Source organism: Pseudomonas sp. DR208 (assembly GCF_019823005.1).
Lineage (GTDB): Bacteria > Pseudomonadota > Gammaproteobacteria > Pseudomonadales > Pseudomonadaceae > Aquipseudomonas > Aquipseudomonas extremorientalis.
Window position 1 is genome coordinate 3,741,945 of record NZ_CP081944.1, and the last position, 22,603, is coordinate 3,764,547.

Here is a 22,603-nt window from a genome sequence, read left to right on the forward strand (position 1 = left end):
GCATCACGCGTGTTACTGCAAAACGACAGTAACGTACCGAAACAGTTACTTCAAAACAGCCAGGGCTGCTTCGTAGTTCGGCTCCTGGCCGATTTCGGAAACCAGCTCGCTGTGCAGCACAGTGTTGTTCTCGTCCAGTACCACCACGGCGCGGGCGGTCAGGCCCTGCAGTGGGCCGTCGGCGAGGGAAACGCCGTAGTCGACAGCGAAGTCGGCGTTGCGGAAGTCCGACAGGCTCAGCACATTGTCCAGGCCTTCGGTGCCGCAGAAACGCTTCTGGGCAAACGGCAGATCAGAGGAAATGCACAGCACGACCGTGTTGCTCAGGTCGTTGGCCTGGGCGTTGAACTTGCGTACCGAGGTCGCGCAGGTCGGGGTATCAACGCTTGGGAAGATGTTCAGAACCTTGCGCTTGCCGGCGAAGGTTTCCAGGGTCGCTTGCGACAGGTCGACAGCAACCAGGCTGAATTCAGGAGCGGTGGAGCCGGTTTTCGGCAGTTCGCCTTCAACCTGGACAGGATTACCACGAAGGGTGACTTGAGCCATGAACAGAATCCTTATGCTGGGTTTGATGAAACGAATTCGAGAGGCGGAAGTTAACCACAAAGTGCGATGGCTACCTACCGCCAGACATAAATTCTCATGCCGCCGGTTATGGTTTAATTGCGCGCCGATCGCCCTGCCCTTCAAGGAACCTGTTGTTGATGAATCAGCCTGCCACCAAAGTCCTGGTCATTGGTTATGTCTGGCCGGAGCCGCGTTCCTCGGCCGCAGGCGGGCATATGATGCAGATTCTCGAGAGCTTTCTGACACAAGGTTGGGACATAACCTTCAGCAGCCCCGCAACCATCGGCGAGCACAAGGCCGATTTGCCTGCGCTGGGCATCGCCGAATGCCTCATCGAACTCAATAACAGCAGTTTCGATGATTTTATCCGCGAACTCGCCCCGGATATCGTGCTGTTCGACCGTTTCATGATGGAAGAGCAGTTTGGCTGGCGTGTCGAGAAACAATGCCCCGATGCCCTGCGCGTCCTGGAAACCAGCGACCTGCAAAGCCTGCGCGATGCCCGGCACCAGCACCTCAAGGACCACCTGAGGACGCATCCAGACCGTAACGACTTCAGCGCCCTGTTCAATTTGGCCCTGGAGGAAGAATTCCGGCTCATGGCCGACACTGACATTGCCAAGCGTGAGATTGCCGCGATTTATCGCTGTGACATCAGCCTGATGATCTCCGACGCAGAGGCACGCCTGCTCACCGAGCAGTTCAAGGTGCCCGCCGCCCTGCTCCACTGGTGCCCGCTGATGCTGGAACCGCCGACCGAGCCCTTCGCGCCATTTGAAGACCGCGCCCATTTCCTCAGCATCGGCAACTTCCGCCACGCCCCCAACTGGGATGCGGTGCTGTGGATGAAGAACAGCCTGTGGCCGCTGATCCGCCAGCAACTCCCGGCAGCGCAATTGCACATTTATGGCGCCTACACCCCGCCCAAAGCCACGGCCCTGCACAACCCGGCGCAGGGCTTTCATGTAATGAACTGGGCCGAAGACGCCCTGCAAGTGATGACGGCAGCGCGCATCTGCCTGGCACCGTTGCGATTCGGCGCCGGGATCAAGGGCAAGCTGGCGGATGCAATGCTGTGCGGCACGCCAAACGTCACCACGCCGATCGGTGCCGAAGCCATGGGGGATGAACAGCCGTGGCCTGGCGCCGTGGAACAAAGCGCCCCGGCCCTCGCGGCAGCGGCGGTTGCCCTGTATCAAGACCGTGAACGCTGGAACCAGGCCCAGGAAGACGGTCGCCGACTGCTGGCCCGACGGTATGACCAGAACATCCATGGCCCGGCGCTGGTGGCCTGCCTGGAGCAGTGCCGCGGCCGCCTGTCGGCCCATCGCCGCGATAACTTCACCGGCAGCATGCTGCGCCACCATGCCCACAAAAGTACGCAGTACATGTCCCAGTGGATCGAGGCAAAAAACCGCAACGTATAAACATCGACGCTGGCGAGGTCGTGCGCAAGGGGGCATTATCCTACGCAGCAACCACAATAAAGCGACGGCAGCATGACCCGAGCAACGCGCATCACCGACCCTTCCTACGAACTGATGGACGACCACAACGGCCTGTCCATTATCTATCGCCAACACGGTTTCCCTTGCCCGCTGGTGCGCTGGCACTTCCACAAGGAATACGAGCTGCACCTGATCGTCGCCAGCTCAGGCAAGGTGTTTATCGGTGACTACATCGGCAACTTCTACCCGGAAAGCCTGTTCCTCACCGGCCCCAACCTGCCCCATAACTGGATCAGCCAGGTGGAGGAAGACGAGGTGGTGCCCAAGCGCGACATGTTGGTGAACTTCACCGATGAGCTGTTCGAGCACGGCAGCCACATCTTCGCCGAACTCAAAAGCCTGGCGCCGCTGCTGGAGCGGGCGCAGTCCGGCATCGAGTTTCGCTGCAAAAAGACCATCGCCCAGGCCATGACCTTGATGCAACGCATCGAGGACGCCCAAGGCATGGCGCGCCTGGGGCACTTCTTTATCCTGATGGACGTGTTGAGCGCCTGTGAGGACTACCAACTGCTTTCCGGTGTGACCACGCCGCAACTGGCCGATGAACACAGCATCGACCGCACCAACCGCGCCGTAGACTACATTTTCGCCCACTACGCGCGGGAGTTGCCGCTCGAAGAAGTGGCGGAATACTTGGGCATGAAGCCCACTTACTTCTCTCGCGTGTTCAAACAGGCCACCGGGCGCACATTCATCGAGTTCGTCAACCGGTTGCGTATCAGCAAATCCTGCGAGTTGTTGGCCGATGGGGATAAAGCCGTGACGGATGTGTGTTTCGAGTCGGGCTTCAACAATATCTCCAACTTCAACCGGCGCTTCCAGCAACTCAAGGGCATGACCCCTTCCCACTACCGTCGCCTGGCGGTGCAGCGACTGACTGAGCAGAACCTCGCCTGAAACAGCGACGCCTCCCTAGATAGATCTATTGGGAAATTCAAAAGGAACCTAACAGCGCTGGTTGCCACGTAAGAAAAGTGTCTTCCATTTTCCATTTGCGCGGAATTTCCTGCCTATATCCGCTGCTGTTGAGGACTTCTTATGATCGGGCTTCCAGTCTCAAACCACCGCGCGACCACTGCACAGCGTGATAACCCGAAACCACCGGCTGGCCCGCTCCGCACCTCGGTCACCTCCATCGTCATCGGACTTTTCGCTAACCCCGTCGACCAACGCCAGACACCTTTCACCCCGCCGGTTGATCTGCCGGATCACACGCGTCAGCGCATTGAATCCTTGCTCAGATTCAGAGCGACAAAAGAACAATCAAGCCTGTGCGAGCAGATCAGGCAACGACTGATGGATTCGCCTGATCCGCTGACAGCTCCCGCAGCACGGGCAGAGGTCGAGAAACTTCTTGATCAGCCAAGTGCGCTCAGTCCGCAAAAAACCTACACCCAGTTGATTCAAGAAATAATTGTCAGCCCTGTACCCAGCGCGCCGAAAACTCTCCCTGTTTCTTCGCGCGTACGTCGAGATCTGCAGAACACGCCCCCCAGCCAAGACACAGGCAACGCCTCGCTGCGCAAGTTCGCCGACACGTTGGTTGACAAGGCTGATGCGGAGTTGGCGATCAATACAGCCTACACCGTGATCAACACGTTGCTTAACGATAAAGAGCTGGCTCTAAAAGGCACCCAATACACGGTTCCTGTCGAGCCCGACTCCACTTTTGGCCTGGCCCTTGCCGAGCTGGATGATGCACTGCGCTCGGAGCCCTTCAAATCGTTTGCCCAAACCCATGACATCGATATTGAATCGTTGGTGATCGACCCCGCCGGGCGCCTCTTCCTGCAGCCGGAGGACCACGACCACGACATTGATATCAGCCAGTACGGCAAAGACAGTTTTTCAAAGGCAACATCGGCGGTTTTCAAAGCGGCCACAAAGGTGGCGGGCTCCAGTCGTGAACCTTTCAGATTTTTCGGGCAAGACCGGGCGTTTCCTGAGCTGATTACCAACTTCTATGGCATGCAACTGCCCCGTGATTATTCCCGAAACTACAATGAGGATACGTTATTCAAAATTGGGCAGTTGATTCGTGAAGGAACATTTCCTTCGCTACGTCATTCCGACCCGCTTTACGAGCAACAGTATGCCCCCGTCAAGCAACGTCAACAGCGAGCCAAGCAACAAATCGTGGATCTGCCAGCGGAGCAACTGGATCAACGCCTCGCTCGCTATGCGCCGTTGACCGCAGCCCAAAAGGTTCAGGAGGCCGACGAGGCGCTGGCATGGCAGTGCAGCGAGACGCTGCTAAAACAATTGCCAGCGTTGAATGGCGGAAATGACACACCACCTCTGCTCAATGAAGTGCCCGAGTATTCAACCTTCAATCAAGTTCGCCAGCAGCTTCTGAATGCGCTCACAAGCGCCACTTTTACCGACTTTGCGCAGAAACAAGGCCTTGACCCTAAGACCGCCCGCATCAACCCCGTCGAAGGAGCCCTGACGGCCAAGGTGAAAGGCGTGGAAACCACGTTCACCCTGAACGATGTGTCAGAAGATTGGAGTAATGTCTGGGTCGAAATAAAGGATGTGGTGCAACGGATGGCCGCAGGCGCTGATGCCGATGTGCACTACCCTGCTCCGCCCACTGCAACACTGGACGAGGTGATGCGTTTCTACAATGAAGAAGTTCACCTTCAGCCAGCCCTCCAACAACCGGACTGGAAAGAACGCCAACTGATCACCTTGCTAAGCCGTGGTTTAGCGCTGGTTCAGAAAAAAACGTTCCCCGCATTGGTCGACACCTCGTTGAACGCCCCCAAGTCTGTCGCCGTACGGCAAAACCAGCAGGCCGTGACGCAAATGCTGGCCTCTACACCGCTCTCCCCCTCGCCACTTGAAAAACTGGCCGCCGCCATCAAAGCCAGCCGGGCGGCGCCTGTGGAAGCTGAAGACACCCCCGAAGACCTTTTGGCGCGCGCCGAAGGTGAGCTTGCCACCACTGTTCATCGTGCAATGCTTGAACTGAAACTCGCCCCCGAACAAGCCGCATCGAAAATCATCCAACTGATACCGCCCAACAGCCTGTTCGGTCAATGGCGGGCCTACCTGCACAAAGCCCTCAATAGCCAGGGTTTCAAGGCGTGGGCGCATGAGCAGAAGGTTGACCTGGCTTCCTTGCGTTATGACCCCACGGACAACGCGCTGGTTAGCAAGGTTGGGGCGCAAGAACAGCGTTTCACTGCCACCGCATTCGCGCAAAAGTACCCCAATTACTTTGACGCGCTGGCGCCCGTGCTAACCGCAGCGCAGGCATTCGCGAATCAAACACAACCCATTGCACTGCTTCACGCCGAATCCAACGGTGCTCCCTACCAATGGGTGGCCAACTTTTATAGCCTCAGCGACACCCCCGGCAGCACGAGATTTGACCAACAGGCTGCCTTGATGGGCCGCACCCAACAATTTCCCAATCCACCTGATAACCCAGAAAACACAATGGGCTGGCTGGCCCGGCAAAACACCGCAGTGGGTGACAGCAACGACCGTTACAGACTGATCCAAGCCTTGGAAAACTGGACACCGGACAGCGGCTCCAGGCGCCTTGTGGTCGATCCAGACTCTTCCCATCAACCCAAGGGCGTGACAACGGTTGCCGAATTCATCTCGCACAACAACTGGTACCCAGTGTCATCAAAAGCAGACAACGACAATTTGCTGAAGGCCTTGCAGACGCGGGCTCCCCACTCTCCTCCCCTGGGCAATCGCTGGGGGTTCCTGTCGACGCCACTGCCGCTGAATGCCGCGCAACGCGATCAACTGGTCGAAGAGGTGAAAAAAAAGATCGGCGCCAATAACACCCTCCTCAATTACCTCGGCATGAGGGTTGCCAACCTCAGTACCGATCCTGAACAGGCACTGGAGCAACTGCTTACCAGCAGCGATGCGCTTGAACTCGCCACCGATCTGCAAACCAGCATGAAGGTGGCTGCAACCTCAACCAGCTTGAGGAATTTGCTTTTGACGTACCTGGTACTGGAAGTTGATCCAACGGCCGGCACTCAACACAAGACCATTGCCGGAGCTGATTTGACCGACAACGATAACGTTGGGCGCAACACTCACTTCAGGCGCGAACTCTTCACGCAACACCTGGTTGAGAACAAAGGCATCCCTCGTCACCTTGCACCGGCAGTTGCGCACTTGCTTCTACAAGGGGCGGCACCGCAATTACTGGTGAAGGATGTACCGAAACAAGTAACGCTCGGCTCGCCGGAGGATGTCGAGTTTACGACTGCGGTCAACCGGATCGAATGGACAGCTCCTGGCGCGACCGCAAACATGACGTACCCGGAAATCATGAGTCTTCATAACATCCGGCCTATCTCAGCACTGGAAGCGCAGATATACAGCTACGCGCAAATGAATCCGTTATTGGATTGGGCGGCCATCCATAACAACGTTGATAAGAACAACTACACCCTGGAGCAATTGAAAGACAGCCAGCAGAAACTCCAGGCATCCACCCAGGCCACCGCCGAAGCCGTCCAGTGGCTGAGAACAGTTGAAGCGCCCAATAGAAGGGACATGGCACTGAAAGTACTAAGAGAACAGTTCGGCAGCCATATCGACTATGAAAAACGCTTTATGATTGAAAACGAACTCGCTGGTTTGATCAGCGGGAGACACTATAGCCTGGCAGAAATCTATGAAGCAGGCAGGCTGGATGAAAGCTGGGGGCAGGAAGGCAATCATGTGGATGTCGACAGCCTGCGTAAAAAGGCCAGGGAACCTGGCTTTCCAGTGATCAACGATGAATTCGACAAGGCTATAAAGGCGGATTTCAATCTTCGCAGGCGGCATACCACGACACTGTTCGAGAATATGCTCAACAAGCTGCCTGTCGAAGAACGCAAGAGCCTGCTTTATGGCGACGTAGAGTTTTTGAACGTTGAAGGCGCCGGCAGCGGCATGGTGATCACGTCGATCTACAACGGGGCCAGAAGAGATTTTGCGGTTTACCCGACGTGGGGCCAGATTATAAGAATTGCCGACATTGATCCGGATACCCCCCTAGGCCAAAAAGTCAGCCTGGAAATCGATGCCGAGGCTTTCAAGACCGGCACTGAACCTAAATCGGGGGTTAAATCAGAAGTCGTTTTGAGAGCCACCGATCAACGCCTCCTGGATGACAACAACGAACCCTGGCCGTTACCGGTGTCCTTCCCTGCCCACCAGGAAAATGACGCGTTCTCCCCCCATTATGTGGCTGGAAGACTATCGAAATTGGCCAACGTGATGGTCGACTCCACATACCTGTACAGATCCGACTTTGTCGACCTTCACCGTAATTGGTCCAGCAATACACTTGAAACGGCCACGCAACCCCGTGACTTCTTCAAGGCCATATGGCACTCCTTGCCCGGCACCAGCAGTTTGGAAGACCTTTATCACGGCCAATTCCTGAAAGCAGGCGTAGACCTTGGCATTGATGTCGCGATCCTTGTTGCCACAGAGGGCGCCAACACTTTGTGGAGCTTGGCCAAATCTGCTGCATCTTGGGCGGCTGCCAAGGTATCCGCAGGGTTTATCGAGAAGTTTGGCGTTAAAGAGGTTGAAGCAATTGAGCTCAAGGACTTCACGGCTGCCACTACCACGCAATCAACCCGCTCGTTGAGCCGGCTACAGGATGGCCAGCTAACTGAGCAGACAGCTGACATGGCCAATGGCAGCGTGTGGCTTTCCGGGGCTCAGGACCGGGCCAACATCACCGCCATACGCCAGGGCAGTGAGTGGTATGCCTACGACGCAAAGACCATGGCCGCTTATGGTCCTGCGCTTGAGGGTTTTGTGTCTGACACATCCTCGGTCCTGAAACAAGAAACCTTTTCCGACGGCACCAAAGCCCTGGTCACCGAAAAGCCTTTGGCCGCAGATGCCTATACCGTCACGCGCACCCATGGCTTCGACTTGATCAACGAGGGCAAGGTTTACCGCTACGACTCTCGCCAACCAGGCTTGCTACGAGACCTGGAGTCAGCCGACCACTACACGCCGCTGGAAAGCTTTGAAGCCTGGTGCCCAGCCCCGAGTATCGGCGGCCGCGTCAAGCGCGGTGCCAACGACGTCTGTTTTACCAAGTTCATCGAGGAGGTATCCGGCGAATTGAAGCAGGAACTTCAGGCGCTTGAGCACGTGCGCCTGTTTCCCTCAGCGCCGAAGTTCCTGCGCAAGGGCCAGTTTGTGATTTTCGAACGCCGCCGCTGGAAAATGGTCGACGGCGAAAGGGCGCCAAAATTGCATCCGGTGCCTGGGACCAAGCCCATTGTCTACAAATCAAAAATCACCGGCACACTCAAAAATGAACCCGAATTCGGCTTTTTCAGCGCACAAAACAGTGAGGGGCTGGAGCGAGAAACACGCGTGGTCAAGCTCAACCGCATCACTGATGCTGTCGACGATAAACGTGAACTGCGTGGGGTGATCGTTAACGACACGGCACCCGGCAGTACCGCCAAATACCTGGTGATCGAGGCGGATACCGCCGAGTTCTACTACGCACGATTGGAGGAGACACCCGGCAGCCAACTGACGTTCAATAAATGCACGCCTAGGGAGCTGCCGATGGTGAGGGCTTACCGGAATAAATTCAGCATCCGTCAAGGTGTTGCCAACTTACCGTTTGATGCCAATTTCATTGCGCTGCCAAAATTGAAATTTGCCTTTGAAGATCTGGAGCGCACGGGCTACTTGAAAGAGGACATCGATGAGTTAAAAGCAATGTGCAAGAATCTGACGGATGAACAGCAACGCGAGGTTGTCTATCAGCTACAGCGGGCCAAAGCGATTGATAAAGCGGATATTGCCTTGCAACCCAACCAGGTTACCGCGCTGGACCATCCCGCCAACTTCACATCGTGGACCGCTGAACAGCAAAACAAATTCTACGCACAACAAGCGCGAGACAGCGTGAACCGTTCCATGAAAGCCACCGGCCTGGGGCCTGCTAACCAAATGCACTCAAAAGCGGACCTGGCCCGCGCTGAGGCCGCGGATATGACGATTAACTGGTTGCGCAAGACCGTACCGCCTGGGGCGTTGAACCGTCCAAACCTGATTGTGAAGTCCGGGGTTGGAAACTGTGGGGAAATGGCTTTGCTATCCGAAAACATCATCAAAAAAAGCGGAGGAAAGGCCCAAACATGGTATGTGGAAAGAGGCGACCACGTATTCACAGTTGTCGGCGGACCGGCCTCGGGAGGTAAAGCCACCATTGATTTTTCACAATCCGAATGGAAAGACGCCTGGATCGTCGACCCCTGGGCCGAAACTTCATGCAGGGCATCCGAGTACACCGAGTTAGTGAAGAAGAAGATGGCCGAGTGGGACGCAAAAGGCCTGAAAATTTACACCCGTGGCCAATGGCGCAAGCCTGTGGATCCACAGTGGATCAAAGAGCTGACCACGCATGAAAAAAGATCCTATTAAGCCGTAACGTCGTAACCTGCGAAGACCTGGCCCCACCGCGCTATTCAGGGCGCCAGGTTTTCGGATGCCCGCCGGCTTCAAGCACCCACCTGAACTCAAGTGCAAAAAAGTATCAGTCCTAGTGCTCCCAAGGATTTGTCACATCGCCGTTTCAAGGCTGTAATCGACGCACACTCTTCCTGACTCCTTGTAGGAAGACACAACAACAATAACTGTCCTTCCGTAGCCCCCTGGGCGCGGAAATGGAGTGCGCGATGAAGTTCACAGCAAAAGCACTGCTCGTCTCTACCTGCATGACCACCTGCATGACCCTCAGCGCCGTCAGCTTTGGCGCGCAGACCCTGACCATTGCCACCGTCAACAACAGCGACATGATCCGCATGCAAAAGCTCTCGAAAACCTTCGAGGCCGAGCATCCGGAGATCAAGCTGAACTGGGTGGTGCTCGAAGAAAACGTACTGCGCCAGCGCCTGACCACCGACATCGCCACCCAGGGTGGGCAGTTCGATGTATTGACCATCGGCATGTACGAAGCTGCACTGTGGGGCGCCAAGGGTTGGCTGGAGCCGATGAAGGATCTGCCGGCGTCCTACGACCTCGACGATGTCTTCCCTTCAGTACGTGACGGTTTGTCCGTCAAAGGCTCGCTGTACGCCCTGCCGTTCTACGCCGAAAGCTCGATCACCTATTACCGCACCGATCTGTTCAAGGACGCCGGGCTGACCATGCCCGAGCACCCGACCTGGACCCAGATCGGCGAATTCGCCAGCAAACTCACCGACAAGAGCAAAGAGCAATACGGCCTGTGCCTGCGCGGCAAAGCCGGTTGGGGCGAGAATATGGCGCTGATCACCACCCTGGCCAACGGCTACGGGGCGCGCTGGTTCGATGAGAAATGGCAGCCGGAATTCAACGGCCCTGAATGGAAGGACGCGCTGAACTTCTACGTCGACAACATGAAGAAATCCGGCCCGCCGGGCGCTTCCAGCAACGGTTTCAACGAAAACCTGGCGCTGTTCAACAGCGGCAAGTGCGCGATCTGGGTGGATGCCAGCGTGGCCGGCTCGTTCGTCACCGACAAGACCCAGAGCAAAGTGGCTGACCATGTCGGCTTCACCTTTGCCCCTCATGAAAAGACCGACAAAGGTACGTCGTGGCTGTACTCCTGGAGCCTGGCGATCCCGACCAGTTCCAAGGCGAAGGACGCCGCCAAGGTGTTCACCAGCTGGGCCACCTCCAAGGAATATGGTGCCTTGGTCGCCAAGACCGACGGCGTCGCCAACGTACCGCCAGGCACGCGCAAGTCGACCTACAGCGACGAGTACATGAAAGCCGCACCGTTTGCCAAGGTGACGCTGGAATCGTTGAAAGTCGCGGACCCGACCAAACCGACGCTCAAGCCGGTGCCGTATATCGGTATCCAGTTGGTGACCATTCCTGAGTTCCAGGCGATTGGCACCCAGGTCGGCAAGTTCTTCTCGGGCGCGCTGACCGGTCAGCAGACAGTGGATCAAGCCTTGACCGCCGCGCAGACCACCACCGAGCGTGAGATGAAGCGGGCGGGCTACCCCAAATAAGCCAGCCCCACCCACAGTCAAATGTGGGAGGGGGCAAGCCCCCACCCACATTGACCGCGCTCCGATTCGTATCTGACTGGTCTTGACCCTAATGAATACACCCGCCAAAAACCGCCTGGCCAACCCCGGCTGGTTCCTCGTCAGCCCCTCGGTGGCCTTGCTGCTGCTGTGGATGATCGTGCCGCTGGGCATGACCCTGTACTTTTCGCTGATCCGCTACAACCTGCTCTACCCCGGTGAAAACGAGTTCGTGGGGTTGGAAAATTTCGCTTACTTCGTGACCGACTCGGGCTTCCTGCCCGGCGCCACCAATACCCTGTTGCTGGTGGGCAGCGTGCTGCTGATCAGTGTGGTGTTCGGTGTGTTGATCAGTGCCCTGCTCGAAGCCAGTGAGTTTTTCGGTCGTGGCCTGGTGCGGGTGCTGCTGATCTCGCCGTTCTTCATCATGCCTACCGTCGGCGCGCTGATCTGGAAGAACCTGATTTTCCACCCGGTGTCGGGGATTCTCGCTGCCGTGTGGAAGCTGTTCGGCGCCGAGCCGGTGGACTGGCTGGCGCACTACCCGTTGCTGTCGATCATCATCATCGTGTCGTGGCAATGGCTGCCCTTTGCGATCCTGCTGCTGATGACCGCCATGCAGTCCCTCGACCAGGAACAAAAGGAAGCTGCGCGCCTGGACGGTGCCGGCGCCATCGCGATCTTCTGGCACCTGACCCTGCCCCACCTGGCCCGGCCGATTGCCGTGGTGGTGATGATCGAAACGATCTTCCTGCTCTCGGTGTTCGCCGAAATCTTCACCACCACCAACGGCGGCCCCGGTTACGCCTCGACCAACCTCGCGTACCTGATCTACAACCAGGCGCTGGTGCAGTTCGACGTGGGCATGGCCTCGGCCGGCGGCTTGATTGCCGTGGTCATCGCCAATATCGCGGCGATCATCCTGGTGCGGATGATCGGCAAAAACCTGACTGACAAGCCTTGAGGGCCGCGCCATGACGCTTCAACAATCCCGCCGCCTGCAAAGCCTGTTGCTCGGCACCCTGGCCTGGGCCATCGCGATCCTGATTTTCTTCCCGATCTTCTGGATGGTGCTGACCAGCTTCAAGACCGAGATCGATGCGTTCGCCACGCCGCCGCAGTTCATCTTCACGCCGACGCTGGAGAACTACCTGCACATCAACGAGCGCAGCAACTACTTCAGTTATGCGTGGAACTCGGTGCTGATCGCCTTCAGCGCCACCGCCCTGTGCCTGCTGATCTCGGTGCCGGCCGCCTACTCCATGGCGTTCTACGAAACCCAGCGCACCAAAGGCACGCTGCTGTGGATGCTGTCGACCAAGATGCTGCCGCCGGTGGGCGTGCTGATGCCGATCTACCTGCTGGCCAAGAGCTTCGGCCTGCTGGATACACGCATCGCGCTGATCATCATCTACACCCTGATCAACCTGCCAATTGTGGTCTGGATGGTTTACACCTACTTCAAGGACATCCCCAAGGACATCCTCGAAGCCGCCCGCCTGGATGGCGCCACCCTGTGGCAGGAAATGGTCCGCGTACTGCTGCCGATTGCCAAGGGTGGCCTGGCGTCAACCGTGTTGCTGTCGCTGATACTGTGCTGGAACGAGGCGTTCTGGTCGCTGAACCTGACCTCGTCCGCCGCCGCGCCGCTGACCGCGCTGATCGCCTCCTACTCCAGCCCCGAAGGGCTGTTCTGGGCCAAATTGTCCGCCGTGTCGACCCTGGCCTGCGCGCCGATCCTGATCTTTGGCTGGATCAGCCAGAAACAGCTGGTGCGCGGTCTGTCCTTCGGCGCCGTTAAATAATAATTCCTAGCGGAGGCCCCTCATGGCCAACCTGAAAATCAAGAATCTGCAAAAAGGCTTCGAAGGCTTTTCCATCATCAAGGGCATCGACCTGGAAGTGAACGACAAGGAATTCGTGGTGTTCGTCGGCCCCTCGGGCTGCGGTAAATCCACGCTGCTGCGCCTGATCGCTGGCCTGGAAGAAGTCAGCGAAGGCACCATCGAACTGGACGGGCGCGACATCACCGAAGTAACCCCGGCCAAGCGCGACCTGGCCATGGTGTTCCAGACCTACGCGCTGTACCCGCACATGAGCGTGCGCAAGAACATGTCGTTTGCCCTCGACCTGGCCGGTGTCGACAAGAAACTGGTGGAAAGCAAAGTCAGCGAAGCGGCGCGCATCCTGGAACTTGGGCCATTGCTGGAGCGCAAGCCCAAGCAACTGTCTGGCGGCCAGCGCCAGCGTGTGGCCATTGGCCGGGCAATTGTGCGTAACCCGAAGATCTTCCTGTTCGACGAACCGCTGTCCAACCTCGACGCCGCCCTGCGCGTGCAGATGCGCCTGGAACTGGCGCGCCTGCATAAAGAACTGCAAGCGACCATGATCTACGTGACCCACGACCAGGTCGAAGCCATGACCCTGGCCGACAAAGTGGTGGTACTCAACAGTGGCCGTATCGAGCAGGTCGGCTCGCCGCTGGAGCTGTACCACCAGCCGGCCAACCTGTTCGTGGCGGGTTTCCTCGGCACACCGAAGATGGGCTTCCTCAAAGGCAAGGTCACCCGCGTCGAAGGCCAGGGCTGTGAAGTGCAACTGGATGCCGGCACCACCATCAACCTGCCGTTGAGCAGCGCCACCCTGAGCGCCGGCAGCGCGGTGACCCTGGGCATTCGCCCGGAGCACCTGGAAATCGCCACGCCCGGCCAAACCACCCTGACCGTCACCGCCGACGTCGGCGAGCGCCTGGGCAGCGACACCTTCTGCCACGTCATCACCGCCAATGGCGAGCCGCTGACCATGCGCATCCGTGGCGACATGGCCAGCCAGTACGGCGAGACGCTGCACCTGCACCTGGACCCGGCGCACTGCCATCTGTTCGACACCGATGGCGTGGCCGTGGCCCGCCCACTGCGCGCTGCCGCCTGATTTCGCGAGATTGAACTGATGAAACTGAATAAACACAACCTCACCCAGCTGGCACCGCAAGTGAAGCTGCCCACCTATGCCATTGCCAGCACCACCCAGGGCATCGCCCATATCGGCGTCGGCGGTTTTCACCGTGCGCACCAGGCGTATTACACCGATGCGCTGATGAACACTGGCGAAGGGTTGGACTGGAGCATCTGCGGCGTCGGCCTGCGTGCCGAGGACCGCAAGGCCCGCGACGACCTGGCGGGCCAGGACTACCTGTTCACCCTGTACGAACTGGGCGACACCGATGACACCGAGGTGCGGGTGATCGGCTCGATCAGCGACATGCTGCTGGCCGAAGACGGCGCCCAGGCGCTGATCGACAAACTGGCCGACCCGGCCATTCGCATCGTCTCGCTGACCATCACCGAAGGCGGCTACTGCATCGACGACAGCAACGGCGAGTTCATGGCCCACCTGCCGCAGATCCAGCACGACCTGGCGCACCCGAGCGCACCGAAAACCGTGTTCGGCTTTATCTGCGCCGCGTTGACCCAGCGCCGCGCCGCCGGCACCCCGGCGTTTACCGTGATGTCCTGCGATAACCTGCCGCACAACGGCGCCGTGACCCGCAAGGCCCTGCTGGCGTTCGCGGCGCTGCACAATGCCGAGCTGCACGACTGGATCAAGGCCAACGTGAGCTTCCCGAATGCCATGGTCGACCGCATCACACCGATGACCAGCACCGCCCACCGCCTGCAATTGCATGACGAGCACGGTATCGACGACGCCTGGCCGGTGGTGTGCGAACCCTTTGTGCAGTGGGTGCTGGAAGACAAATTCGTCAACGGGCGCCCGGCCTGGGAAAAGGTCGGCGTGCAGTTCACCGATGACGTTACGCCCTATGAAGAAATGAAGATCGGCCTGCTCAACGGCAGCCACCTGGCGTTGACCTACCTGGGTTTTCTCAAGGGTTATCGGTTTGTGCACGAGACCATGAATGACCCGCTGTTCGTAGCCTACATGCGCGCCTATATGGACCTGGACGTCACGCCGAACCTGGCGCCGGTGCCGGGCATCGACCTGACGGAGTACAAGCAGACGTTGGTAGACCGCTTCTCCAACCAGGCGATTGCCGATCAACTGGAGCGCGTGTGTTCCGATGGCTCGTCGAAGTTTCCCAAGTTCACCGTGCCGACCATCAACCGGTTGATTGCCGATGGGCGCGAGACGGAGCGTGCGGCGCTGGTGGTGGCGGCCTGGGCGTTGTACCTGAAAGGCGTGGATGAGCATGGCGTGAGCTACAAGATCCCCGACCCGCGTGCCGAGTTCTGCCAGGGACTGGTGAGTGACGATGCACTGATCAGCAAGCGCCTGCTGGGGGTGGAAGAGATTTTTGGCACGGCTATTCCCAAGTCGGCCGAGTTTGTGGCAGCGTTCGAACGGTGTTATGCAAGCTTGCGTGATCACGGCGTGACCAAAACCCTGGAGCATCTCCTGAAGAAACCGACTTAAACATGTGGGAGGGGGTTTGCCCCCTTCCACATTGGAATGCATTGCCAACTCGAACAATAAACTGCTGAGCACCCCCTCATGACCCAGCAAAACCTGTTTCTCGGCATCGACTGCGGCACCCAAGGCACCAAGGCCATCGTTCTTGACGCCTCCAGCGGCAGGGTACTGGGCCTCGGCGCTGCGGCGCACACCCTGATCAGCGGCGCCAATGGCCGCCGCGAACAGCACACCCAGGAATGGCTGGACGCCTTCACCGAGGCCACCCACCGCGCCCTGCAACAGGCCGGTGTGGACGGCCAGGATATCCTCGGTATCGGCGTGTCCGGCCAGCAACATGGCTTGGTGCTGCTGGATGAACACGGTGAGGTATTGCGCCCGGCCAAGTTGTGGTGCGACACCGAAACCACGCCTGAAAACGAGCGCCTGCTGGCCTATCTGGGCGGTGAGAACGGCTCGCTGGAACGCCTCGGCGTGGCGATTGCACCGGGTTATACCGTGTCCAAGCTACTGTGGACCCGCGAACAGCACCCGGACCTGTTCGCGCGCATTGCGCATATCCTGCTGCCCCACGACTACCTCAACTATTGGCTCACCGGTGAGGCCGTCGCGGAATACGGCGATGCGTCCGGCACCGGCTACTTCAATGTGCGCAGCCGTGAATGGGATGTGGACCTGCTCAAGCACATCGATCCCAGCGGCCGCCTTGAAGCGGCGCTGCCGGCGTTGATCGAAGCGGATCAAAGCGTCGGCACGATCCTGCCGGCCATCGCCGAACGCCTGGGCATCAACCCCAACGCCATCGTGTCCAGCGGCGGCGGCGATAACATGATGGGCGCCATTGGCACCGGTAATATCGCGGCCGGCGTGATCACCATGAGCCTGGGTTCATCGGGCACCGTGTATGCATTTGCTGACCAACCCAACGTCAGCCCCCAGGCTTCGGTCGCGACGTTTTGCTCATCCAGCGGCGGCTGGTTGCCATTGATCTGCACCATGAACCTGACCAACGCCACCGGGGTCATGCGCGAGCTGTTCGACCTCGACCTGGCCGCGTTCAACACCCTGGTCGATCAGGCGCCCATCGGCGCCGACGGCGTGAGCATGCTGCCATTCCTCAACGGTGAGCGTGTACCCGCACTGCCCCACGCCACCGGCAGCCTGCACGGCCTGACCATGACCAACCTGAGCCGCGCCAACCTGTGCCGCGCCGTGGTCGAGGGCACCACCTTCGGCCTGCGCTACGGCCTCGACCTGCTGCGCGAGACCGGCCTGCAAAGCCAGAGCATCCGCTTGATCGGCGGCGGCTCGAAGAGCCCGGTGTGGCGGCAGATGGTGGCCGACATCATGAATACCGAAGTGGTCTGCACCGAACAAAGCGAAGCCGCGGCCCTGGGCGCGGCGATCCAGGCGGCGTGGTGCCAGTCCGGCGAAGCGCTGGCCAGCCTGTGCGACAAATGCGTAAGCGTCGACCCCGCCAGCCGGACCCTGCCGGTGGCGGGCAGCGTAGGCGCCTACCAGCAGGCTTACGAGCGCTATCAACAACTCGTGGCAACCCTTTAAGAGCGAACGACTATGTATCTGGTGTGTGGTGAAGCGCTGTTTGATTTCTTCAGCGAGGAAGATGCCAGCGGGCAGGCTTCCAAGGTCAACTACAAGGCGATTGCCGGCGGTTCGCCGTTCAACGTGGCGGTAGGCCTGCGCCGCCTGGGTATCGAGGCCGGGTTGTTCGGCGGCTTGTCCACCGACTTCCTTGGCCGCCGCTTATTGCAGGTGCTCAAGGATGAAGGCGTGAGCGAGCGGTTCCTGGTGGAGTTCGCCGCGCCGACCACCCTGTCGATGGTCGCCGTGGGTGCCGATGGCTCACCGCAGTACAACTTCCGAGGCGAAGGCTGCGCCGACCGCCTGCTGGAAGTCGCCCACCTGCCCGCGTTGGGGGCTGACATTCGCGGCCTGCATATCGGCTCGTTTTCCCTGGTGGTGCAGCCGATTGGCGACACCCTGCTGAACCTGGTCAAGCGCGAAAGCGGCAAACGCCTGATCAGCCTCGACCCCAACGTGCGCCTCAACCCGCAGCCGGACATCCAGCTGTGGCGCGACCGCGTGGCGGAGCTGGTCAAGCATGCCGACCTGATCAAGGTCAGCGACGAAGACCTGCACCTGCTCTACCCGGACCAGTCGCCGGAAAGCGTGCTGCAGGGCTGGCTGCAACACCGTTGCCAATTGGTGTTCCTCACTCGTGGCGGCGACGGTGCCAGTGTGTTCAGCCGCCAGCACGGCAACTGGTCGCAACCGGCAGTCAAGGTGGTGATGGCCGACACGGTGGGGGCCGGCGACACCTTCCAGGCGGCGTTGATTGCCTGGCTGACCGAGCAGCAGCTTGACTCGGTAGAGGGCCTGCAACAGCTCACGCGGGCACAGATCGACGTCATGCTGGGCTTTGCCATTCGCGCCGCGGCGATGACCTGCGGCAAGACCGGGCCGGACCTGCCCTATCGCCATCAGCTTGGATGAAGCTTTTGTCAGCCAGGCAAACTTTAATCGATGGTTAATCCCGCAAGCCGAGAGTGAAGTTGTACTCACTTGTTGCGGAGAAACACCATGAAACTGCGCACGTTGATGCTCGGTGCCACCCTTGCACTGGCGGCTGCGTCTGGCCTGGCCCAGGCCGACGATCAAACAGCCGCCGTCAAACCCGTGCCTTACCACTACGGCCTGCCGATGAATATCGACAAGGTGCTGGCCATGAACGAAACCCCGACCGATGAGTGCAAGGTCATCAAGGCGGATATCAAGTTCCTGGATAAAGCAGGCAAGGTAGAAGACGTGAGCTACCGAAAAATGTCCGAAGCCTGCGACTTCCAGAACTGAGGCGTTGAAACAATAGAGCCAGGCTCGCACAAATAGGCGTACGCTTGCGGGCTTGTCATAAGGCTGAAAGGATTCGCCATGCGCTTGAACTTCCGTACCCTCGCCACCTTCACCGCCCTGCTGTGCTTCGCCCTCGCACTGGTCTGGGGCCTGCGTCCCGACCTGCTGCTGTGGTTGTGGAGCGTGGAGTATTCCAACGCCACCGGGATGGTGTCGCGCCGCAACGCCGCGCTCTTCCTGGGCATCGGCATCATGTTCTACCGCGCCCGTCACGCGCCTCCTTCAGACACGCGCCGCGCCCTGACCACCGGGTTTGTCGCCGGGTGCCTGGTGCTGGCGCTATTGGGGTTTGGCGAGTGGATCAAGGGCAATGCGGGGCCAGGCATCCTGCTGGCGGTGGCAACAGAAACCGTATTGGGCCTGGCGTTTATCCAGGCCCACAGGTCTTCGGTCCCTCATACTCAAGCGTCAAGCTAATAGAAGCTGCGCCCTCCCGCGCGTTGCAGGGCGGGTGCATGGGTGTGCTTGAGGTCTTCGCGCAACCCGGCAATCAGGTTGCAAATCGCTCGACTGCTGTCGAGTTTGTCCGCGTTGATACCTTTGACTTCCAAATCCACCCGGTCACGGTCACGGTCGTCATAGATCTTGATCGTCAGCGAGGCATCTTCGGCTTTGGTGCATTCGCACCGTTTAGGCAGGAAACTTCCTTCAATGATGCTGCGAAGCTCTAGTTCCGAAAGCATGGTCAACCTCTCCTTTTCTGAGACTGCCAACAGATTGTCATGAACCTGGCAGGCGCGTGCCCGCCACGTCTTGCCGACCCTGGCAGACGCTTGTAACTCCCAAGCCTACTCGGCAAAAACGGCCCTCGTTGTAACCTTTCCTCATAAGCACTGTGCGTTGTTATAGAGGTTGAACAGTGTCGACGGAATCGTCGTCGAACCGCTGCGATTAATCGTTTAACCCTGGGCTTCAAGTTAAACGGCGCCCTGTGCAGCCACCCTTTCAGCAACATGTCGCAAACTATCGAAGTTGATGTTCGCCCCGGAGTTGATCGCCACCAGGGTATGCCCGCGGAATTGATGACGGGCCACGTAGTGGCGGATGCCCGCTACCGCCAACGCACCGGAAGGCTCGGTGATGGACCGCGTGTCGTCGTAGATCAACTTGATGGCGCTGCACAGTTCGTCGTTGCTGACAGTGATGACTTCATCCACCCAGTCGCGGCAGATCTCGAAGCCATACGCGCCGACCTGCGCCACTGCCGTGCCGTCGGCAAACCCGTCGACGCTGGGTAGTATCACCCGTTCACCGGCCCGCAGTGCCGCCAACAGGCAGCTGGAACCTTCGGGCTCGACGCCAATGATGCGCACCTCGGGCCGCAGGTATTTGACGTAGGCGGCGACGCCGGCGATCAGGCCACCACCGCCCACCGGCACGAAGATCGCGTCCAGTGGCCCTTGCTGCTGGCGCAGGATCTCCATGGCGACGGTGCCTTGGCCGGCGATCACGTCCGGGTCATCGAAGGGCGAAACAAAGGTGCACCCGGACCACTCGGCCAACTGCAGCGCGTGGGCCAGGGCAAACGGGAAGCTCGCGCCGTGCAGCACCGCTTCGGCGCCGCGTGAACGCACGCCCTGCACCTTGAGTTCCGGGGTGCTGGCGGGCATTACAATGCGTGCCTCGATCCCCAGTTCCCGTGCCGCCAGGGCCACACCCTGGGCGTGATTACCCGCCGACGCGGTCACCACGCCACGGGCTTTTTGCTCAGGCGTAAGCTGCACCAGCTTGTTGTAGGCGCCGCGAATCTTGAAGGAAAAGGTCGGTTGCAGGTCTTCGCGTTTGAGCAACACCTGGTTACCCAGCAGCGCCGACAGGGCCGGGGCCGCCTGCAACGGCGTGCGCACCGCCAGGTCGTATACCGGGGCGGCAAGAATCTTCTTCACGTAATGCTCAAGCAGTCCCGGGTCGGCGGTGTGAGGCGCGGTGCAGGTGCTCATGGGTGTCTCCTGGCTTTTTGTCAGAAACCCTGGAGACGGAAAAACAAAACCCGCCTCTAGGGCGGGTTTGGGTACAGCCGTGCGCTATCCCGCCAAATGAGGAATGGCGGTAATAATGCTTGGCTGGCTGCGAAAGGCTTGAAATGTCATGTGACGAAACTAACCGGCGGCCTGCGGGCAAGTCAATGGTCAAGCGCCATTTGGCGCCCAGGGGTTTACTGTCGACATACGAAACATATACGCTTTGTATATTGCCACCACACAGTGAACACCATGGGCATCGTCAAGATCACCGACCAATTGCACGAACAACTGCGCCTGGCCAGCGCCGCGATGGACCGCTCCATCAACGCCCAGGCCGAATTCTGGATCAAGATCGGGCTGCTCGCCGAACTCAATCCGCAGCTGCGCTACAACGAGCTGATCAACAAACTGCTGTTGGACAAGCCCGACCTGATCCGGGGGCGCAGTTGATGATCAAGACTGCCGCACAACTAGCGGTGATGCGTGAATCCGGACGCCTGCTGGCCCAGGTTTTCACCATGCTCGACGGTTTTGTCGCCGCCGGTCGCTCCACCCTGGAGCTGGACGCCGCCGTCGAAGCCTTCATCCGCAATGACCTCAAGGCCCGCCCGGCGAGCCTGGGCCAGTACGACTACCCCTTCTGCATCAACACCTCGATCAATGAGGTGGTGTGCCACGGCATGCCCAGCGCCAAGGACATCCTCAAGGACGGCGATATCATCAACATCGACATCACCCTGGAAAAAGGCGGCTTTATCGCCGACTCCAGCAAGATGTACATGATCGGCACCGTCGCGCCCAAGGCCCGGCGCCTGGTGGAACAGACTTTTGAAGCGATGTGGGCCGGCATTCGCCAGGTCAAGCCCGGCGCACGCCTGGGGGATATCGGCCACGCGATCCAGAGCCACGCGCAGGCCAACGGCTACAGCGTGGTGCGCGAGTATTGCGGCCACGGCATTGGCCGACAGATGCATGAAGAACCGCAGGTCCTGCACTTCGGCCGTCCCGGCACCGGGTTGGAACTGCGTGAAGGCATGGTGTTTACCGTGGAGCCGATGCTCAACCAGGGCAGCTCGAAAGTACGCAGCCTCAAGGATGGCTGGACGGTGGTCACCAAGGACAACAGCCTGTCGGCGCAGTGGGAACATACCGTGGCGGTGACGGCGGATGGGTTCGAGGTCTTGACCTTGCAACCCGGCGCCTGAACGACACAACCCCTGTAGGAGCCGGTGTTCATACCACATTGGCGCCGCCCGCTATCCGCTTCAGCCCCAACACCATCAACCCCGCCCCAAGCCCCATCACCAGCAGGAACAACGGATACGACACCCACCACGGCGTCCCCGCCGTCATCATGCTGAACTCCGACATGCCGCCGATGCTCGCAATCAGGTTGAGCGGCAGGAACACCACGTTGATCAGCGTGAGCTTGCGCAACAGGTTGTTCATGCTGTTGTTCATCAGGTTGCCGCGCGCATCGATCAGGCCGGAAAACACGTTGGAATAGATCTCCGCCTGCTTGTAGCACTGGTGGTTCTCGATGATCAGGTCATCGATCAGCCCGATGATCTCGGCGCTGAAATGTTCCTTTTCCGCGTGGTTGCGCAACCGCGACAACACCGCCCCGTTGCTGTGCAGCGCGTTGATGTAATAGATCAGGCTCTCGCTGAGGTTGAACATCTGCATCAGGTGGTGGTTGCTCATGGACGCATTGAACTGCTGCTGCAACTCGCGGGCGACCAGCTTGATCACCTTCAGGTGGCCGAGGTAATGGTGGATGTTGTTGAGCAACAGATCGAGCAGCACATCCAGCGGCGTGTGCAGTGGACGGCGCTTGCCCAGGCCGCTGAGCGGGGTTTCGTCGGTGGCGATCACCAGCAGGCGGCTGGGAGAAAACAGCAGGCCGCAGGACGACACTTCGAACACCAGGTTGCCGCCGCCGGAGTAGTTCTCCGGCCGTTTCCAGATCAGGAACAGATTGTCGGGGTGAAATTCGATACGCGAGACTTCGTCCGGGTCCAGGGCCGAGGCCAGGGCGTGTTCGTCCAGCTTGTGGTGGTCGCGCAGCCACTCACGTTCGGGCAGGTCAGGGTTGTTGAACAACATGACCGGGGCTGCGTCACTCTCCCCGCCCTGCAGCTTGCCATCGGTCAGGTCGAAACGCTGGATCATCGCC

18 protein-coding genes are annotated in these 22,603 nt (G+C 59.3%); 14 read left to right on the forward strand and 4 right to left on the reverse strand.

Features of this window, described 5'->3' with window-relative positions:
• Positions 1–45: 45 nt before the first annotated feature.
• Entirely contained in the window at positions 46–546 is a 501-nt protein-coding gene (gene tpx / locus K5K89_RS17045) for a thiol peroxidase (RefSeq protein WP_222539863.1), read from the reverse strand.
• Between the two features lie 158 nt (positions 547–704).
• Here tpx and K5K89_RS17050 point away from each other — a divergent pair, with 158 nt between their 5' ends.
• The 12 genes from K5K89_RS17050 (at position 705) to K5K89_RS17105 (ending at position 18,880) form a co-directional block, all read left to right on the forward strand.
• Positions 705–1,994, forward strand: coding sequence for a glycosyltransferase (locus K5K89_RS17050; RefSeq protein WP_222539864.1), 1,290 nt, complete (start codon positions 705–707; stop codon positions 1,992–1,994).
• 72 nt (positions 1,995–2,066) lie between these two features.
• Entirely contained in the window at positions 2,067–2,972 is a 906-nt protein-coding gene (locus K5K89_RS17055; RefSeq protein ID WP_222539865.1) for an AraC family transcriptional regulator, read from the forward strand.
• Positions 2,973–3,113: 141 nt separating this feature from the next.
• On the forward strand, positions 3,114–9,509 hold the full coding sequence (locus K5K89_RS17060; protein ID WP_222539866.1) for a hypothetical protein: 6,396 nt from the start codon (positions 3,114–3,116) through the stop codon (positions 9,507–9,509).
• A gap of 293 nt (positions 9,510–9,802) precedes the next feature.
• Positions 9,803–11,086: an ABC transporter substrate-binding protein gene (locus K5K89_RS17065; protein ID WP_371858640.1), complete on the forward strand. Its 1,284-nt coding sequence runs from the start codon at positions 9,803–9,805 to the stop codon at positions 11,084–11,086.
• Positions 11,087–11,177: 91 nt separating this feature from the next.
• Entirely contained in the window at positions 11,178–12,068 is an 891-nt protein-coding gene (locus K5K89_RS17070) for a carbohydrate ABC transporter permease (RefSeq protein WP_071490600.1), read from the forward strand.
• A gap of 10 nt (positions 12,069–12,078) precedes the next feature.
• Positions 12,079–12,909, forward strand: coding sequence for a carbohydrate ABC transporter permease (locus K5K89_RS17075; protein WP_222539867.1), 831 nt, complete (start codon positions 12,079–12,081; stop codon positions 12,907–12,909).
• 22 nt (positions 12,910–12,931) lie between these two features.
• The gene (locus K5K89_RS17080; RefSeq protein WP_071490601.1) at positions 12,932–14,035 is read left to right on the forward strand and encodes an ABC transporter ATP-binding protein; all 1,104 of its coding nucleotides are present in this window, start codon (positions 12,932–12,934) and stop codon (positions 14,033–14,035) included.
• A gap of 18 nt (positions 14,036–14,053) precedes the next feature.
• Positions 14,054–15,535, forward strand: coding sequence for a mannitol dehydrogenase family protein (locus K5K89_RS17085; protein ID WP_222539868.1), 1,482 nt, complete (start codon positions 14,054–14,056; stop codon positions 15,533–15,535).
• 78 nt (positions 15,536–15,613) lie between these two features.
• Positions 15,614–17,095 (forward strand): xylulokinase, encoded by a 1,482-nt coding sequence (gene xylB, locus K5K89_RS17090; RefSeq protein WP_222539869.1) that lies wholly within the window; start codon positions 15,614–15,616, stop codon positions 17,093–17,095.
• Positions 17,096–17,107: 12 nt separating this feature from the next.
• Positions 17,108–18,046 carry a carbohydrate kinase family protein gene (locus K5K89_RS17095; protein ID WP_093127651.1) on the forward strand — a complete coding sequence of 313 codons (939 nt, stop codon included), beginning with the start codon at positions 17,108–17,110 and terminating at the stop codon, positions 18,044–18,046.
• 87 nt (positions 18,047–18,133) lie between these two features.
• Positions 18,134–18,403, forward strand: coding sequence for a DUF2790 domain-containing protein (locus K5K89_RS17100; protein ID WP_092249050.1), 270 nt, complete (start codon positions 18,134–18,136; stop codon positions 18,401–18,403).
• Positions 18,404–18,481: 78 nt separating this feature from the next.
• Positions 18,482–18,880, forward strand: coding sequence for a hypothetical protein (locus K5K89_RS17105; protein WP_222539870.1), 399 nt, complete (start codon positions 18,482–18,484; stop codon positions 18,878–18,880).
• Here the strand turns inward: K5K89_RS17105 and K5K89_RS17110 are convergent.
• Both K5K89_RS17110 and ilvA read right to left on the reverse strand, forming a co-directional pair.
• Positions 18,877–19,146, reverse strand: a complete 270-nt coding sequence (locus tag K5K89_RS17110; RefSeq protein ID WP_071490607.1) for a DUF1652 domain-containing protein — start codon at positions 19,144–19,146, stop codon at positions 18,877–18,879. The genes K5K89_RS17105 and K5K89_RS17110 overlap by 4 nt on opposite strands.
• A gap of 234 nt (positions 19,147–19,380) precedes the next feature.
• On the reverse strand, positions 19,381–20,403 hold the full coding sequence (gene ilvA, locus K5K89_RS17115; protein WP_222539871.1) for a threonine ammonia-lyase, biosynthetic: 1,023 nt from the start codon (positions 20,401–20,403) through the stop codon (positions 19,381–19,383).
• Between the two features lie 273 nt (positions 20,404–20,676).
• Between ilvA and K5K89_RS17120 the strand changes: the two genes are divergently transcribed.
• Positions 20,677–20,877, forward strand: a complete 201-nt coding sequence (locus tag K5K89_RS17120; protein ID WP_222539872.1) for a ParD-like family protein — start codon at positions 20,677–20,679, stop codon at positions 20,875–20,877.
• Positions 20,877–21,632 carry a type I methionyl aminopeptidase gene (gene map, locus K5K89_RS17125; RefSeq protein ID WP_071490608.1) on the forward strand — a complete coding sequence of 252 codons (756 nt, stop codon included), beginning with the start codon at positions 20,877–20,879 and terminating at the stop codon, positions 21,630–21,632. The genes K5K89_RS17120 and map overlap by 1 nt, the downstream gene beginning before the upstream one ends.
• A gap of 28 nt (positions 21,633–21,660) precedes the next feature.
• Here the strand turns inward: map and K5K89_RS17130 are convergent, their stop codons facing one another.
• On the reverse strand, positions 21,661–22,599 hold the full coding sequence (locus K5K89_RS17130) for a magnesium transporter CorA family protein (protein ID WP_222539873.1): 939 nt from the start codon (positions 22,597–22,599) through the stop codon (positions 21,661–21,663).
• Between the last annotated feature and the right edge of the window lie 4 nt (positions 22,600–22,603).